General features: G+C 63.0%; 20 protein-coding genes. 18 read left to right on the top strand and 2 right to left on the bottom strand.

Annotated elements, in window-relative coordinates; translation table 11 throughout:
* Nucleotides 1-37 precede the first annotated feature (37 nt).
* From D3876_RS15460 to thiE, 6 genes are all read left to right on the top strand, one after another.
* Nucleotides 38-448 carry an MOSC domain-containing protein gene (locus D3876_RS15460; RefSeq protein WP_220475476.1) on the top strand — a complete coding sequence of 137 codons (411 nt, stop codon included), beginning with the start codon at nucleotides 38-40 and terminating at the stop codon, nucleotides 446-448.
* Nucleotides 445-1,641, top strand: coding sequence for a phosphoglycerate kinase (locus D3876_RS15455; protein ID WP_119764007.1), 1,197 nt, complete (start codon nucleotides 445-447; stop codon nucleotides 1,639-1,641). Before D3876_RS15460 ends, D3876_RS15455 begins: the two co-directional genes overlap by 4 nt.
* Before the next feature lies 1 nt (nucleotide 1,642).
* Entirely contained in the window at nucleotides 1,643-2,065 is a 423-nt protein-coding gene (locus D3876_RS15450; protein WP_119764005.1) for a VOC family protein, read from the top strand.
* A 127-nt stretch (nucleotides 2,066-2,192) separates the two neighbouring features.
* Nucleotides 2,193-2,762 (top strand): thioredoxin domain-containing protein, encoded by a 570-nt coding sequence (locus tag D3876_RS15445; RefSeq protein ID WP_119764003.1) that lies wholly within the window; start codon nucleotides 2,193-2,195, stop codon nucleotides 2,760-2,762.
* Between the two features lie 182 nt (nucleotides 2,763-2,944).
* Nucleotides 2,945-3,838 (top strand): fructose bisphosphate aldolase, encoded by an 894-nt coding sequence (locus D3876_RS15440; RefSeq protein WP_119764001.1) that lies wholly within the window; start codon nucleotides 2,945-2,947, stop codon nucleotides 3,836-3,838.
* 69 nt (nucleotides 3,839-3,907) lie between these two features.
* Nucleotides 3,908-4,591: a thiamine phosphate synthase gene (gene thiE, locus D3876_RS15435; RefSeq protein ID WP_119763999.1), complete on the top strand. Its 684-nt coding sequence runs from the start codon at nucleotides 3,908-3,910 to the stop codon at nucleotides 4,589-4,591.
* On the opposite strand, the gene D3876_RS15430 is transcribed toward thiE, so the two are convergent.
* Complete coding sequence (locus tag D3876_RS15430) at nucleotides 4,566-4,931, bottom strand: hypothetical protein (RefSeq protein WP_119763997.1); 366 nt, start codon at nucleotides 4,929-4,931, stop codon at nucleotides 4,566-4,568. The genes thiE and D3876_RS15430 overlap by 26 nt on opposite strands.
* Before the next feature lie 12 nt (nucleotides 4,932-4,943).
* Here D3876_RS15430 and efp point away from each other — a divergent pair, with 12 nt between their 5' ends.
* Nucleotides 4,944-5,507, top strand: coding sequence for an elongation factor P (gene efp / locus D3876_RS15425; RefSeq protein ID WP_119763995.1), 564 nt, complete (start codon nucleotides 4,944-4,946; stop codon nucleotides 5,505-5,507).
* A gap of 167 nt (nucleotides 5,508-5,674) precedes the next feature.
* Complete coding sequence (locus tag D3876_RS15420) at nucleotides 5,675-6,487, top strand: inositol monophosphatase family protein (RefSeq protein ID WP_119763993.1); 813 nt, start codon at nucleotides 5,675-5,677, stop codon at nucleotides 6,485-6,487.
* A gap of 15 nt (nucleotides 6,488-6,502) precedes the next feature.
* On the opposite strand, the gene D3876_RS15415 is transcribed toward D3876_RS15420, so the two are convergent.
* A complete protein-coding gene (locus tag D3876_RS15415; RefSeq protein WP_119763991.1) occupies nucleotides 6,503-6,976 on the bottom strand; it encodes a YbjN domain-containing protein in 474 nt (157 codons plus the stop codon).
* Nucleotides 6,977-7,164: 188 nt separating this feature from the next.
* Between D3876_RS15415 and D3876_RS15410 the strand changes: the two genes are divergently transcribed.
* From D3876_RS15410 to nuoG, 10 genes are all read left to right on the top strand, one after another.
* Nucleotides 7,165-7,539 carry an NADH-quinone oxidoreductase subunit A gene (locus tag D3876_RS15410; RefSeq protein WP_119763989.1) on the top strand — a complete coding sequence of 125 codons (375 nt, stop codon included), beginning with the start codon at nucleotides 7,165-7,167 and terminating at the stop codon, nucleotides 7,537-7,539.
* Complete coding sequence (locus D3876_RS15405; protein WP_119763987.1) at nucleotides 7,530-8,081, top strand: NuoB/complex I 20 kDa subunit family protein; 552 nt, start codon at nucleotides 7,530-7,532, stop codon at nucleotides 8,079-8,081. Before D3876_RS15410 ends, D3876_RS15405 begins: the two co-directional genes overlap by 10 nt.
* A gap of 1 nt (nucleotide 8,082) precedes the next feature.
* Nucleotides 8,083-8,958, top strand: a complete 876-nt coding sequence (locus D3876_RS15400; protein ID WP_119763985.1) for an NADH-quinone oxidoreductase subunit C — start codon at nucleotides 8,083-8,085, stop codon at nucleotides 8,956-8,958.
* On the top strand, nucleotides 8,958-10,193 hold the full coding sequence (locus D3876_RS15395) for an NADH-quinone oxidoreductase subunit D (protein WP_119763983.1): 1,236 nt from the start codon (nucleotides 8,958-8,960) through the stop codon (nucleotides 10,191-10,193). Before D3876_RS15400 ends, D3876_RS15395 begins: the two co-directional genes overlap by 1 nt.
* A complete protein-coding gene (locus D3876_RS15390) occupies nucleotides 10,190-10,558 on the top strand; it encodes a cupin domain-containing protein (RefSeq protein ID WP_119763981.1) in 369 nt (122 codons plus the stop codon). The genes D3876_RS15395 and D3876_RS15390 overlap by 4 nt, the downstream gene beginning before the upstream one ends.
* Nucleotides 10,559-10,561: 3 nt before the next feature.
* Complete coding sequence (locus D3876_RS15385; RefSeq protein WP_119763979.1) at nucleotides 10,562-10,771, top strand: hypothetical protein; 210 nt, start codon at nucleotides 10,562-10,564, stop codon at nucleotides 10,769-10,771.
* Nucleotides 10,761-11,123 (top strand): nuclear transport factor 2 family protein, encoded by a 363-nt coding sequence (locus tag D3876_RS15380; RefSeq protein WP_338014335.1) that lies wholly within the window; start codon nucleotides 10,761-10,763, stop codon nucleotides 11,121-11,123. Before D3876_RS15385 ends, D3876_RS15380 begins: the two co-directional genes overlap by 11 nt.
* A complete protein-coding gene (locus D3876_RS15375; RefSeq protein WP_119763975.1) occupies nucleotides 11,123-11,791 on the top strand; it encodes a complex I 24 kDa subunit family protein in 669 nt (222 codons plus the stop codon). Before D3876_RS15380 ends, D3876_RS15375 begins: the two co-directional genes overlap by 1 nt.
* Nucleotides 11,792-11,903: 112 nt before the next feature.
* Nucleotides 11,904-13,217 (top strand): NADH-quinone oxidoreductase subunit NuoF, encoded by a 1,314-nt coding sequence (nuoF, locus tag D3876_RS15370; protein WP_119763973.1) that lies wholly within the window; start codon nucleotides 11,904-11,906, stop codon nucleotides 13,215-13,217.
* A gap of 2 nt (nucleotides 13,218-13,219) precedes the next feature.
* Entirely contained in the window at nucleotides 13,220-15,256 is a 2,037-nt protein-coding gene (nuoG, locus tag D3876_RS15365) for an NADH-quinone oxidoreductase subunit NuoG (protein ID WP_119763971.1), read from the top strand.
* Nucleotides 15,257-15,299: the final 43 nt, after the last annotated feature.

Below are 15,299 nucleotides of genomic sequence, written 5' to 3'. Positions count from 1 at the left end.
GATCGGGATGGCCCGCCGCTCCGGCCCGAGGGCCCCGATGGAAACGCTCGAAAGCGGGCGGATCGGGGTCGATTTCGGGCTGGAGGGCGATCATCGCGGTCGGGTGAGGCCGGGCAAGATGCCGAAGCGCCAAGTGACGATCCTGGCGCGTGAGGACTGGGATGCGGCATGCGCGGACCTTGGCAAACACGTGCCCTGGACCGCGCGCCGCGCCAATCTCTTCATCGAGGGGCTGACGTTGCCCCGCCGCGCGGGCGACATCGTCGCGATCGGCGACGTGCGGCTCGAAATCATGCTGGAAACCGACCCATGCCAGCGCATGGATGAAGCCGAGCCGGGGCTTCAGGAAGCGCTGCGGCCCGACTGGCGCGGCGGCGTCTGTTGCCGCGTGCTCGAGGGTGGCGATATCGCGCTGGGCGACACGATCAGGATTGAGGAAAAGCCGTGAGGAAATTCAAGACGCTCGACGACACGGGCAATATCGCCGGCAAGCGCGTGCTTGTCCGTGAAGACCTGAATGTGCCGATGGCCGATGGCAAAGTGAGCGACGACACGCGGCTGCGCGCCACGCTCGCCACCGTCACCGAACTGGCCGACAAGGGCGCCATCGTGCTGATCCTTGCGCATTTCGGGCGTCCCAAGGGCAAGATCGATCCGCAGATGTCGCTTGCGCTCATCACACGCCCCTATCAGGCGGTGCTGGGTCGTGAAGTGCAGTTCATCCCGGATTGCCAGGGTGAAACGGCGGAGGCCGCGGTAACCGCGCTCAATCCGGGCGATGTCGCGATCCTCGAGAACACGCGTTTCCACGCGGGCGAGGAAAAGAACGATCCGGCGCTCGCTGACGCGATGGCCAAACTCGGCGATCTCTATGTCAACGATGCCTTTTCGGCCGCGCATCGCGCGCATGTCTCGACCGAAGGGCTCGCGCACCGGCTGCCCTCCTTCGCCGGCCGTGCGATGGAGGCCGAACTCGACGCGCTCGACAAGGCGCTGGGCAATCCGGAGCACCCCGTCGCGGCCGTTGTCGGCGGCGCCAAGGTCTCGACCAAGCTCGATGTGCTCAAGCAGATGGTGACCAAGGTCGATCACCTGATCATCGGCGGCGGCATGGCCAACACTTTTCTCGCGGCGCGCGGTGTCGACGTCGGAAAGTCGCTGTGTGAGCATGATCTGACCGATACCGCCGAGGCCATTCTCGACGCCGCCGAAAAGGCCGATTGCACCGTGCATCTTCCCTATGACGTGGTGGTGGCGAAGGAATTCGCGGCCAATCCGCCTACGCGCACGGTCAACGTCCACGAGGTTGCGGCCGACGAGATGATCCTCGATGTCGGCCCCGCAGCGACCGAGGCGCTGGGCGATGTGCTGAAGACCTGCCGCACGCTGGTGTGGAACGGTCCGATGGGCGCGTTCGAGATTGCGCCGTTCGACGCCGCCACCGTGGCGCTCGCGCAGACCGCGGCGGCGCTGACCAAGGAGGGCTCGCTCGTTTCGGTTGCGGGCGGCGGCGATACCGTTGCCGCGCTCAACCATGCCGGCGTCGCCGCCGATTTCACTTTCGTTTCCACCGCCGGGGGCGCATTCCTCGAATGGATGGAGGGCAAGGAATTACCCGGTGTGAAGGCGCTGGAGGCCTGAAATGATCACGATCCGGGACATCGATCACGTCGTGTTCCGGGTCCATGATCTGGAGACGATGGCGCGCTTCTACACAGACGTGCTCGGCGCGCGTTTCGAGAAATATCAGGAGCATGTCGATCTCTATCAGCTCCGCGTCGGCAATGCGCTGATCGACCTGATTCCCGCGGACGGCAAGCTTGGAAAGCTGGGTGGCCCGCCGCCGGGACGCGACGGGCACAATGTCGATCATGTCTGCTTTCGGGTTGATCCATGGGACGAGGCCGCGATCCGGGCGCATCTCGCGCATCATGGCATAACCGATGTCGAGGTCGTGTCACGCTATGGCGCGGACGGGGAGGGGCCGAGCATCTACCTGACCGATCCCGAGGGCAATCATCTGGAGCTGAAAGGGCCGCCCTGGCCGCCAACCAAGGGTGATTGATATAAGATTGCCGCTATTTTTACGTTTCTGAGTTGTTAAATTATTCTGTTTATTGAATTTTGTTCATGGGCCGCACAGCTTGTGCACTGCAGTCTGTGCCGTACTCCAGCTGTGAACGAGGAACGGCATGATCGGAAGGCTTCACCTGTTTACGGCCACGGTAATGTCGATGGCACTACCGGCCACATTGGCTGCAGCCACATTGGACACACGTTGGACCGAGAAGGCGCTGATACGTCATGACGCGTTGGTGAAGGCGAAAAAGGAGCAGTACGAGCTTCCTGAAGTGCGCGTCTATGATGCGCGCGGACGTTTGCTCCTGCGCAAAAAGGGTGGCGGAAAGTCGGGGGCGATGGTCCCGCTCGTAGAGAATGCAATCCGCGCCGGCAAGGTTGTCTCGGGGCCATCGCTGGCCCAGAGTATGGCTGAACTGGAGACGCGAGATGGAAAGCCTGCCACCGGGCCCGCGGTCGGAAAGGCTCGCTATGTCGTGGTCGACTATTGGGCCGACTGGTGCTTGCCCTGCAAGGTGGTCAGCAAGGAACTGACCGCCTGGGCCGCCCGTCAGCCGGCGGGCAAGGTTTTGCTCGTGCGCGCCGAAACCGATCTGACCATCGTCGCCCGCAGATCCGGACAAGCCGTCAAGCATCGCTATATCGGGCTCGATGGCAAGGAAATCACCCCGCCAAAGCAGTGATGACGACTGAGCCATTCGCGCGGCACTCGAAATGTTGTTGACGGTAGAGGCGTTGCGTGGGTTCATCCCGGCTTTCCCGTCGTCAGTCGTTTCACGCCTTCTGTCCAACGCTGCCATAGTTGCCGATGCGGGAGGCCTCGCCTAACAGCGCACGGGAACACGATCATCCGGTTGGAGGAAAAATGGCGGACGGCAAGATGGCGGAACAGATGGGCAAGGGCGCGGGCTTTATCGCCGCGCTCGACCAGAGCGGCGGCTCGACGCCCAAGGCGCTCAAGGGTTATGGCATCGAAGAAGGCGCCTGGTCGAACGACGAGGAGATGTTCGGCCTCATCCACCAGATGCGCAGCCGCATCATCACTTCGCCGGCGTTCACCGGTGAGAAGGTGATCGGCGCGATCCTGTTCGAGCGCACGATGGACGGCCAGGTCGATGGCAAGCCCACCCCGCAGGCGCTGATCGACAAGGGTGTCGTGCCCTTCATCAAGATCGACAAGGGGCTTGAGGACGAGGCCAATGGCGTCCAACTGATGAAGCCGATGCCCGAGCTTGATGCGTTGCTGGCGCGTGCCAAGGGACTTGGCGTGTTCGGCACCAAGGAGCGCTCGGTGATCAACCTCGCCAATCGCGAGGGCATTGCCGCCATCGTGAAGCAGCAGTTCGAAGTGGCGCAGCAGGTTATTGCCGGCGGCCTCATTCCGATGATCGAGCCCGAGATCAACATCAAGAGCCCCGAGCGCGCGGAAGCTGATCAGATCCTGCTCGAAGAGACACTCAAGGCGCTCGATGCGATGCCGGGTAATGACAAGGTCATGCTCAAGCTTTCGATCCCCGCAAAGCCCGACCTGTTCAAGCCGTTGGTCGATCACCCGCGCGTGCTGCGCGTCGTCGCGCTGTCAGGCGGCTTCTCGCGCGCCGAGGCGTGCACCGAGCTTGCCAAGAACCAGGGCATGATCGCGAGCTTCTCGCGCGCGCTGCTGTCGGATCTTCGCCATGGCATGAGTGAAGCGGAGTTCGACGGTGTGCTGGGTGGCGCGATCGACGAAATCCATCAGGCTTCGACCGTCAAGGGCTGAACGAATGCGTACTACGCCAAAGTGTCTTATCCGCTTTCGCGGACGCGACACTTTGGCTAGTGCGGCGAAATGACCGACGAAGACGACGACCTCCAGCTCGACCCCAATTTCGCCGACCGCTTCGAGCGCGATCCGCGTCGGCCGAAGTGCCAGCTTTACCTGATTTCGCCGCCGACGATCGGTGACGATTTCGCGGGCACTCTCGCGGCAGCGCTTGAGGCGGGGCCGGTGGCGGCGTTCCAGCTTCGGCTGAAGGGGCTGGACGATCACGCCATCGCGCGGCTTGCCGAACCGCTGCAGAAGATCTGCGCGGACCGCGACGTCGCCTTCATCATCAATGACAGCATTGCGCTGGCCAAGCGCCTTGGCGCCGACGGCGTCCATCTTGGCCAGGAGGATGGCGACGCGCGCGAGGCGCGCCAGATCCTCGGACCCTCGGTGCAGATCGGCGTCACCTGCCATGACAGCCGCCATCTTGCGATGGAAGCGGGCGAGGCCGGGGCTGACTATGTCGCCTTTGGTGCTTTCTACCCGACCCAGACCAAGGAAACGCACCATCAGCCTGATCCGTCGATCCTGAGCTGGTGGACGACCGTCTTTGAACTGCCCTGTGTGGCGATTGGCGGCATAACCCCCCAAAATGCGAAGCCGCTGATCAATGCCGGTGCGGACTTCCTCGCGGTGAGCGGCGCGGTCTGGAACGATCCCGATGGCGCCGCTGCGGCGGTCAGGAAGTTCGCGGCGCTGCTTTGACGGGCTGTCCGTCGCCATAATCCACCACGCAGAAGCGGGCGGCATAGCGCTCCCAGTCGGAAGGCTCGCCCTCCGGATGTTGGCGCGAGGCGCCGTCATAACTTTCGGGCGCGCGCGCCAGGCCGAAGCAACCTGCCGCGGGCGCCTGACTCCGATGCTGTTCGCGTTCGACTATCATCATCCCGTCCATCGTTGCCCACCCGCACCCGCCGACCGATTTTGATTCGAAATTACGCTCCTTGAGCATCGGCGTCTTGCACGGATTCGACGTCGCTTCTGTCACCCGGCTTGCCTCGCGCGCGGCATCGCTATAGAGGCCGCGTGCAAATTTCTTTGACATGCGAGAGCACCCATGAAGATCAGCGGCGTGGACATCCGTCCCGGCAATATCATCGAATATGAAGGCGGCATCTGGCGCGCCGTGAAGATTCAGCACACCCAGCCGGGCAAGGGCGGGGCGTTCATGCAGGTCGAGATGAAGAATCTCATCGACGGCCGCAAGAACAATGTCCGCTTCCGCTCGGCCGAGACGGTGGAGCGCGTGCGCCTCGACACCAAGGACTTCCAGTTCCTTTTCGCCGACGGCGAAACGCTGACTTTCATGGACAAGGACACCTACGACCAGATCACGCTCCCGCGCGACCTGCTCGGCGATGCCGCCGCGTTCCTGCAGGACGGCATGGACGTGGTGATGGAACTCTATGACGAGAAGCCGATCTCGGTGCAGTTGCCCGATCAGATCGAGGCGACGATCGTCGAGGCCGATGCGGTGGTGAAGGGGCAGACGGCGTCATCGTCGTACAAGCCCGCGATCCTCGACAACGGCGTCCGCATCATGGTTCCGCCGCATATTGCTTCGGGCACGCGCATCATCGTCGATGTCTATGCCCAGGAATATGTGAAGCGCGCGGATTGATGCTTTTGAACCCCTCCCTTTCAAGGGAGGGGCAGGGGTGGGTGGCGAGCGAAGCGAGCCTTCTATCTTGTCACTCCCCCACCCCAACCCAGTTCGGGGGCAGTTCTGTCCCCCGGACAGAACCATGAGCCCGAACTCCTGAAGGGGAGGGGCTTAAGGAGCTTAACATGGTTTCCCATTCCGGCCTTCTGACGGTCATGGAGCGCGCGGCGCGCAAGGCGGCGCCGCGGCTTCGGCGCGACTTCAACGAGGTTCAGCACCTTCAGGTCTCCAGAAAGGGCCCGGCTGACTTTGTCTCGATGGCCGATCAGCGCGCTGAACGCACGCTATACGACGAGCTGCTAAAGGCCCGGCCGGACTGGGGCTTCCTAATGGAGGAAGCCGGCGAAATTCCGGGCAATCCGGAAAAGCCGCGCTGGATCATCGATCCGCTCGATGGCACGTCGAACTTCCTCCACGGCATCCCGCATTTCGCGATCTCGATCGCGGTCGAGGAGCCGCGGCCCAATGGCAGTCGCGAGATCACGAGCGCGCTCGTCTATCAGCCGCTGACCGACGAGAGCTTCTGGGCCGAAAAGGGCAGGGGCGCCTGGCTTCAGGACCAGCGACTGCGCGTGTCTTCGCGTCGCCACCTCGACGAGGCGCTGGTTGCGACGGGTATTCCGTATATGGGCCACGGCGATTTCGCGCAGTGGACGCGGATCTTCGGTGCGATCGCGCCCGAAGTCGCCGGCATCCGCCGCCTCGGGTCGGCCGCGCTAGACCTCGCCTGGGTTGCGGCGGGCCGCTATGACGGCTTTTGGGAAAGCGATCTTCAGCCCTGGGACGTTGCGGCGGGCATGCTGCTAGTGCGCGAAGCGGGTGGCTTCGTCACCGACTTCCGCGGCGGCGACCGTGCGATGGAGCGCAAAGAGTTCCTGGCTGCCAATGATGCGTTGCATTCAAGGCTGCACAAGCTGCTGGCGGGCGCGCTGCGATAAGCGCGCCGCGACCGCTCATTGACCGAGAAAGGCGCGAAATTTGGGGATCGAGGCGATGAAGATCTCGAGATTGGCGTAAAAATTCTCGCGCGGAATTCCGTCGAAATCCATGTCGACGTCCATCTCGATCACCGGATCGCCATCCTTGTCGACATAGGCGCGCGCAAAACGGCGTGAACTGTTCCATTCATTGATCCGCTCGAGCGGAACGGCGCCGACGCCCTTGAAGCCAGTATAGAACTGGATCGTGGTGCAGCCCGACTTGCCCCCGCTCTCGCAGTTGAGGAAGAAGATCGTGATGGGCACGCCGGAATCGGCGCTGCGGATATAGTTGCCGTCAGATCCCTCGATCATTTCAGCCTTATAGCCCTTGTCGCGCAACAGGGTCAGGAACTTGCCCTGATCCTTGGGCGAGATCATTTCGGCTTGTGCCGGCGCGGTCGCCGAGATGACGAGCAGCAGCGGCAATGCGATGTGCCTGAGCGCCATAATTCCCCCTTTGCCGTGACGTGCCCGAGAGTCGGCTGTCCGACGATCGCTGTCAACGGCACGCGATAGTGCGTAAAGCCGCACAAATCCGTCAAATTGCGAATCATTCTCAGGGGCGCCGAGCCTTGCTTCGCGGGTGCAGCAGTCCTAAAGCCGCCCCAGAAAACTCTGAGCGTAACGAGAGTCCCTTGGTCGACCTGTCGCAATATCTGCCGATCCTGCTCTTCCTGGGCGTGGCGTTGGTGCTTTCGAGCGTATTCGTCTTTGCGCCGATGGCGGTCTCCCGCCTGACCGGTGCGCACAAGCCCGATCCCGAGAAGCTGTCTGAATATGAATGCGGCTTTCCTGCGTTCGAGGATTCGCGCAGCCAGTTCGATGTGCGGTTCTACCTCGTCGCGATCCTCTTCATCATCTTCGACCTCGAGGCCGCGTTCCTGTTTCCGTGGGCGGTTTCGCTCGATGAGATCGGTTGGACCGGCTGGGCGGCTATGATGATCTTTCTGGGCGAGCTGGTGCTCGGCCTTGTCTATGCGTGGAAGAAGGGAGCGCTGGAATGGGAGTAGAACTCAGCCCGACGGTTCCCGGCATGCCGGCGCCCGGCACCCAGCCCGATCAGGCGTTCTTCACCGACCTGAATGGCGAGCTGACCGACAAGGGTTTTCTGGTCACGTCGACCGAAGAGCTGTTCCAGTGGGCACGCACGGGCTCGCTCTGGTGGATGACCTTCGGCCTCGCCTGCTGCGCGGTCGAGATGATCCATGTGAACATGCCGCGTTACGACATGGAGCGTTTTGGCGCTGCGCCGCGCGCTAGCCCGCGCCAGTCGGACGTGATGATCGTCGCTGGCACGCTCTGCAACAAGATGGCGCCCGCGCTGCGCAAGGTCTACGACCAGATGTCGGAGCCCAAATACGTCATCTCGATGGGTAGCTGCGCCAATGGCGGCGGCTATTATCACTACAGCTATTCGGTGGTGCGTGGTTGCGACCGCATCGTGCCCGTGGACATCTATGTCCCCGGCTGTCCGCCGACTGCTGAGGCGCTGCTGTACGGAATCATGCAGCTTCAGCGGAAGATTCGCCGTTCAGGCACGATAGAGCGCTGATATGGGAAGTCCTGCACCCAAATACGCCACCAACGAGGGCGTGATCGACGCCGTCCGCGCGGCTATCGGCGGGGCGTTCGTCGATGGCGTCGAAGCCGTTGGTGAAGTCGCGGTCACGGTGAAGCGCGAGGCGCTGGTCGCGGTCATGACCGCGCTGCGCGACAAGCTCGCCTATCAGCAGCTCATGGAGATCGCGGGCGTCGACTGGCCCGAGAATCCCGAACGCTTTGAGGTCGTCTATTGCCTCCTCTCGGTCACGAAGAACCACCGTATCCGCGTCCATGTCTGGACCGACGAGGAAAAGCCGGTGCCGAGCGTCACGGGCATATGGCCGGTCGCTGGCTGGCTCGAACGCGAAGTGTACGACATGTACGGCGTGCTGTTTTCGGGCAATCCTGACCTGCGCCGCATCCTCACCGATTATGGCTTTCGCGGCCATCCGCAGCGCAAGGACTTCCCGCTGACCGGCTTTGTCGAGCTGCGTTATTCGGAAGAGGCGAAGCGCGTCGTCTATGAGCCCGTTCAGCTCGCGCAGGATTTCCGCAGCTTCGATTTCATGAGCCCCTGGGAAGGCGCGGAATATGTGCTTCCCGGCGACGAAAAGGCGAAGCTGCCCGAAGCCAAGGGGGCGCCGACGCCGCTCAAGGCCGATGAGATCAAGAAGGCTGACGCGCCCAAAACCGAAGCCAAGGCCCCGCCGCCGACGCCCAAGGTGACCGAAAAGAAGGAAGATACCGGCGCGGGCGAACCTGCCAACAAGGAAGCCGCGAAGAAATCGGCTGGCGCGAAAAAGGCGCCGCCCAAGGCAAAGACGGCGTCGACGGCCAGCAAGCCTGCGACGAAGAAGCCCGGCGCGACGCCGCGAGGTAAGAAATAATGGTCGATCATCTGCAGGAACTCGAAGCGCGCGTCGATGCGCAGAACCCCACGCCGGGCGATGTCGAGATCCAGAACTACACGATCAACTTCGGACCGCAGCATCCCGCGGCGCACGGCGTGCTACGCATGGTCATGGAATTGGACGGTGAGATCGTCGAGCGCGTCGATCCGCACGTCGGCCTGCTCCACCGCGGCACCGAGAAGCTGATCGAGTACAAGACCTATCTGCAGGCGCTGCCCTATTTCGATCGGCTCGATTACTGCTCACCGCTCGGCATGGAGTACAGCTACGTCCTCGCGATCGAGAAGCTTCTTGACCTCGAGGTGCCGCTGCGCGCGCAATATCTGCGCGTGTTCTTCGCCGAGTTGACGCGCATCTGCAATCACATGCTGAACCTTGGTTCGCACGTGATGGACGTCGGTGCAATGACGCCCAACCTCTGGCTGTTCGAGGTTCGCGAGGACTGCCTCAACTTCTTCGAGCGCGCATCGGGCGCGCGCATGCACATGGCCTGGTATCGACCCGGCGGCGTGCATCAGGACGTGCCGCTGAAGCTGCTCACCGATATCGGCGAGTGGCTCGACACGCGGCTGCCGCGCCTGTTCGAGGATGCGATCAGCCTTGTCGCCGACAACCGCATCTTCAAGCAGCGCAATGTCGATATCGGCGTCGTCAGCAAGCAGGATGCGCTGGCATGGGGTTTCTCGGGGCCGATGATCCGCGCCGCGGGGATTCCCTGGGATATCCGCCGCGCGCAGCCCTATGACGTCTATGACCGGATGCAGTTCGACATCCCCGTCGGCACCAAGGGCGATTGCTATGATCGCTTCATGGTCCGCGTCGAGGAGGTTCGCCAGTCGGCGCGCATCATGAAGCAGTGCCTTGCCGATATGCCCGAAGGGCCGATCGCGAGCCTCGATCGCAAGGTGGTCCCGCCCAAGCGCGGCGAGATGAAGCGCTCGATGGAGGCGCTCATCCATCACTTCAAGCTTTATACCGAGGGCTTCCACGTCCCCGAAGGCTCGGTCTATGTGGCGACCGAGAGCCCCAAGGGCGAGTTCGGCGTCTATCTGGTGTCGGACGGCTCCAACAAGCCCTATCGCTGCAAGATCCGTCCGACCGCTTTCAGCCACCTTCAGGCGATGGACTTCATGATGAAGGGCCATATGCTTGCCGATACGACTGCGGTGCTTTCGGCGATCGACGTGGTGTTCGGGGAGTGCGATCGTTGAGTGCGCCCGCGATCGTCAACCTCGCCGAGAAGCTCGCCAGCTTCTCCGATCATTGGAATCCCCGGATCATTGGCCGCTACAACGGCAACGAGATCCGCGTGGCGAAGATCGAGGGTGAGTTCACCTGGCACAGCCATGCCGAGACCGATGAGCTCTTCATGGTTGTCTCGGGCGAACTCGGCATCGAATTTCGCGACGGCATCCGTCGCTTCGGCCCCGGTGAGTTCGTGGTCGTGCCCAGGGGCACCGAGCACAAGCCCTTTGCCGAGACCGAATGCCACATCCTGATGCTGGATCGCGAAGGCGAACCCAATACCGGCGTCAATCCGTCCGACTACACCCGTGAAAAGCTTGAGACTATCTGATCAATGAACGCACTTCCGACCCTTACCCGGCTCGTCCAGCTCGCAGTGCTGGTCGTGGGCGGCTATATCGCGATCCGGTTCCTTTCGGCCGCCTTCGCCGGCACCGAGCTGTCATTTGATCGCGAGGATCTGATGCCCTTTGGCGCGATGATGATCGGCGTTGCGGTCTTCGGCCTCATCCGTTCGGGCAAGCGGTTGTATGATGACCGGTAATACGCTCGCCCTCGAAAAGACCGATCGTCTGGCGATCGTCGAGCGGCTGATGGAACGCTACAACGCCCATGACGCCGACGGCTATGCCGACATGTTCGCAGAGCATGGCAGCGAGGCCATGTACCGTGGTGATGTTCTGCGCGAAGGGCGCGAGGGCGTTCGCGAAGGGCTGCGCGCCATGTTCGCGGAATTTCCGCGGAACCATGCCGAGGTTCGCGCGCAATATGTGGTTGGGAACAATGTGGTGCTGCACGAGGTGGTGCGAAGGGCGCCCGAGGTTGAACCGTTTGAAGTCGTCTCGATCTACAGCTTTTCGGGCGGCGACATCGAACGGGTGGAGTTTGTTCGATAATGGCTGAAAAACCCCAAATCCCCGATGAGGCCGAGGTCCGCGCGCGCTGGGGCGATTTCAACTGGATTCCCGCCAACGCCATCAAGGTGAAGGAAATCATCGCGCGCTATCCCGAGGGGCGGCAGCAATCGGCGGTGATGCCGCTGCTCGATCTCGCGCAGCGTCAGGTCGGCTTCGAGACCAATACGCAGGGGTGGCTGCCTGTGCCCGTGATGGAGTTCATCGCGAACCAGCTCGGCATGGCCTATATCCGCGTCTACGAAGTCGCGACCTTCTACACCATGTACAATCTCGCGCCCGTCGGCCGCTATCATGTGCAGCTCTGCGGGACGACGCCCTGCATGCTGCGCGGCTCGGATGACGTGATGGCGGCGTGCAAGGCGAAGGGGCTCTCCAAAGGCCACACCACCGCCGACGGCCTGTTCACGCTGACCGAGGTCGAGTGCCTTGGCGCCTGCGCCAACGCGCCGATGGTGCAGATCAACGACGACAATTTCGAAGACCTGACTTTCGAGAGCATGACCGCTGTGCTTGAGGCGCTGGTGAAGGGCGAGAGCCCCAAGGCAGGCCCGCAGATCGATCGCCAGACGAGCTGCCCCGAGGGCGGCCCGACATCGCTCAAGGAAATGGTCTCGGCGAACCACGATTACCGGGGGGAGTGGAAATGATCCTCCCCGTCATTCCCGCGAAGGCGGGAATCCATGAACTCGGAGCAGATCGAGTGAACATAGTGTTCCTGGATCCCCGCCTTCGCGGGGATGACGTTGAGGGAGTCAGCGCATGAGCGCCATCATCCCCCTTGCGGACAAGGACCGCATCTTCACCAATGTCTACGGCTTCCAGCCGTGGAACCTGGCGGCAGCGCAGAAGCGCGGCGACTGGGACAATACCAAGAAGCTGATGGAAGTCGGCCAGGACGCGATCATCGAGGCGATCAAGGCCTCGGCGCTGCGCGGCCGTGGTGGTGCTGGCTTCCCCACCGGCATGAAGTGGAGCTTCATGCCCAAGGAAAGCCGCGACGGACGCCCCAATTTCCTCGTCATCAACGCCGACGAATCCGAGCCCGGTTCGTGCAAGGACCGCGAGATCATCCGCCACGATCCGCACAAGCTGATCGAGGGCGCGCTGATCGCGGGCTATGCGATGCGCGCGCGCGCCGCATATATCTATATCCGCGGCGAATTCATCCGCGAGGCGGAGACGCTCTTCGCCGCGGTCCAGGAAGCCTATGACAAGAAGCTGCTCGGCAAGAACGCCGCGGGCTCGGGCTATGATTTCGACGTCTTCGTCCACCGCGGCGCGGGCGCCTATATCTGCGGCGAGGAAACCGCGCAGATCGAAAGCCTTGAGGGCAAGAAGGGCCAGCCGCGCCTGAAGCCGCCTTTCCCCGCGGGTGCGGGCCTTTATGGCTGTCCGACCACGGTCAACAATGTCGAATCGATCGCGGTCGTCCCGACGATCCTGCGGCGCGGCCCCACTTGGTTTGCGTCCTTCGGGCGCGAGAACAACAAGGGCACCAAGCTCTTCCAGATCAGCGGCCATGTGAACAAGCCCTGCGTCGTCGAAGAGACGATGGGCATCTCGTTCCGCGAACTGATCGACCGTCACGCCGGCGGCATCAAGGGCGGCTGGGACAATCTGCTCGCGGTCATTCCCGGCGGTTCCTCGGTTCCGCTCGTCCCCGCGGCGCAGATCATGGACGCGCCGATGGATTTCGACGGGCTCAAGGATTTGGGCTCGGGCCTCGGCACTGCTGCCGTCATCGTGATGGACAGGTCCACCGACATTGTCCGCGCGATCAGCCGGATCAGCTATTTCTACAAGCATGAAAGCTGCGGCCAGTGCACGCCGTGCCGTGAGGGCACCGGCTGGATGTGGCGCGTGATGGAGCGGCTGCGCGAAGGCAAGGCCGACATCTCGGAGATCGATACGCTCTTCGAGGTGACCAAGCAGGTCGAAGGCCACACCATCTGCGCGCTCGGCGACGCGGCCGCCTGGCCGATCCAGGGCCTCATCCGCCACTTCCGCCCCGAGATCGAGCGGCGGATCAACGAGAAGAACGGCAGCGCCCCGATCATGGAGGCCGCGGAGTAACCATGCCCAAGGTAACCGTAGACGGCATCGAACTCGAAGTTCCGCAGGGCGCGACGGTCCTGCAGGCGTGCGAGCTTGCGGGGAAGGAAATTCCGCGCTTCTGCTATCATGAGCGGCTGTCGATCGCCGGCAATTGCCGCATGTGCCTTGTCGAGGTGAAGCCCGGGCCGCCCAAGCCGCAGGCGTCGTGTGCGCTTCCCGCGGCCGAGGGGCAGGAGATCCGCACCGACAGCCCGATGGTCAAGAAGGCGCGCGAAGGGGTGATGGAGTTCCTGCTCATAAACCACCCGCTCGATTGCCCGATCTGCGACCAGGGCGGCGAGTGCGACCTGCAGGACCAGTCGATCGCCTATGGCAAGGGCCATAGCCGCTACGACGAGAACAAGCGCGCGGTGACCGAAAAATATATGGGTCCGATCGTGAAGACGGTGATGACGCGCTGCATCCAGTGCACGCGCTGCGTCCGCTTCGCCGAGGAAGTCGCGGGCGTCGAGGAGATCGGCGCGATCTATCGCGGCGAGGACATGCAGATCACGAGCTATCTCGAAAAGGCGGTGACGTCGGAGCTTTCGGGCAATGTCGTCGACCTCTGCCCCGTCGGCGCGCTGACCTCCAAGCCCTATGCCTTTGAGGCGCGGCCCTGGGAGTTGAAGAAGACGCTCGCCATCGACGTGATGGACGCGGTAGGCACCAATATCCGGCTCGATAGTCGCGGCCGTCAGGTGCTGCGCGCGCTGCCGCGGATCAACGAAGACGTCAACGAGGAATGGGCGTCGGACAAGACGCGTCACGCGGTTGACGGCCTCGTCCGCCGCCGCCTCGATCAGCCGTTCGTCCGCAAGGATGGTGTGCTGGTCAACGCGACTTGGGAAGAAGCGTTCGCCGCCATCGCCGAAGTCGCGAAGACCGCCAAGGGCAGCGTCGCCGCGATTGCGGGCGATATCGTCGATTGCGAGACGATGTATGCGGCGAAGGCGCTGGTGCGTTCGCTCGGCTCGGACATGCTCGAAGGCCGCCAGACAGGCATGGCCTATGACGCGTCGAACCTCGCTGCGGTCAATTTCAACACCACGATCGCGGGGATCGAGGAAGCAGACACGATCCTCATCATTGGCTCGAACGTTCGCTGGGAAGCGCCGCTGGTCAACACGCGCATCCGCAAGGCCGTCCGCAAGCGGGGCGCCAAGGTGTTCGTCGTCGGCCCTGAGATCGATCTCACCTACAAGGTCGAATGGCTTGGCGAAGACCTCGCTGTGCTGGGCAAACTGCCCAAGGCCGTTGTCGACGCGTTCAAGGGCGCGCAGAGGCCAGCGGTCATCGTCGGTGGAGCAGGGCTCAAGGACGCGCACGGCGCGGCGCTGGGTCTCGTGTCCAAGCTCGGTTTGCTCAAGGACGCCGCTTCGACAGGCTCAGGACAGGGCTGGAACGGCTTCAACGTGCTGCACATGGCCGCCGCGCGCATGGGCGGGCTGATGCTCGGCTATGCGCAGCCGGGCGGCATCGCGGATATCGTTGCGAAGAAGCCCAAGCTGGCGTTCTTCCTTGGCGCGGACGAGGTTGATTTCGCGAAGTTCGACAAGAGCTTCAAGGTCTATGTCGGCCATCATGGTGACGCCGGCGCGCACGCGGCGGACGTGATCCTGCCGGGTGCGGCCTATAGCGAGAAGCCGGGCACTTATGTGAACCTCGAAGGCCGCGTCCAGCGTGGCGACCGTGCGGTCTTCCCGCCCGGCGATGCACGTGAGGACTGGACGATCTTCCGCGCGCTTTCCGCGGTGATCGGCAAGCCGCTGCTGTTCGATACGCTGGGGCAGCTCCGCGCCGAGATGGCCGCCGAAGTGCCCGCACTGGGTGTTGAAGGCCTCGCGACCTATGACTGGGCGCCGCCCAAGCTCGACGCCAAGGCGGAAGGCGCGATCTCGGCCTATCCGATCAAGGATTTCTACCTGACCAACGCGATCTGCCGCGCGTCTCCGACGATGGAGCGCTGTTCGGAAGAACTGCTCCATGGCGAGCGTTTCCTGGAGGCCGCGGAATGATGCGCCTCACCTCACACATCGCACAAACACCGCTCATCCTGAG

The sequence above is a fragment of the Sphingomonas cavernae genome, from assembly GCF_003590775.1.
Taxonomy (GTDB): Bacteria; Pseudomonadota; Alphaproteobacteria; order Sphingomonadales; family Sphingomonadaceae; genus Sphingobium_A; species Sphingobium_A cavernae.
Note: the sequence above shows the minus strand (reverse complement) of the source record. Positions and strands in the feature narration are given on the sequence as shown.